Origin of the sequence: Bowmanella yangjiangensis, assembly GCF_017255015.1 — a bacterium.
Taxonomy (GTDB): domain Bacteria; phylum Pseudomonadota; class Gammaproteobacteria; order Enterobacterales; family Alteromonadaceae; genus Bowmanella; species Bowmanella yangjiangensis.
In genome coordinates, this window is record NZ_JAFKCS010000778.1 from 1 (window position 1) to 341 (window position 341).

Annotated in this window: 1 protein-coding gene; it reads left to right on the forward strand. The window is 69.2% G+C overall.

Annotated elements, in window-relative coordinates:
• On the forward strand, positions 1 to 199 hold a 199-nt coding region (locus J0A65_RS26640), incomplete at its 5' end, for a hypothetical protein (protein WP_416135342.1).
• Positions 200 to 341: the final 142 nt, after the last annotated feature.

The following is a 341-nucleotide window of genomic DNA, read 5'->3' on the forward strand; positions in this document are numbered from 1 at the left end:
GGCGCATGCCATGCAGCACCTGCTGACACTCAGCGGACTGTTCATGGCAGTGACCTTCGCCGTATTCAGCGTCTACGGGCTGTTCGCCGCAGCGCTGCGCCAGCACCTGCTGCAGCGCCCGGCAGTGCTGCGCACGCTGCGCTACCTGTTCGCCGCCGCCTTCGCCGTGCTGGCGCTGCACCTGGCCGGGTGGTGGTGAGGGGGCTCACTCGTAGCGCAGGGCTTCGGCCGGCTGCACCTGGGCGGCGCGCCAGGAGGGATAGAGCGTGGCAAGGAAGCTGAGCAGCAGCGCGGCGGAACAGATCAGCGCCACGTCCAGCCACTGCAACTCCGAAGGCAGG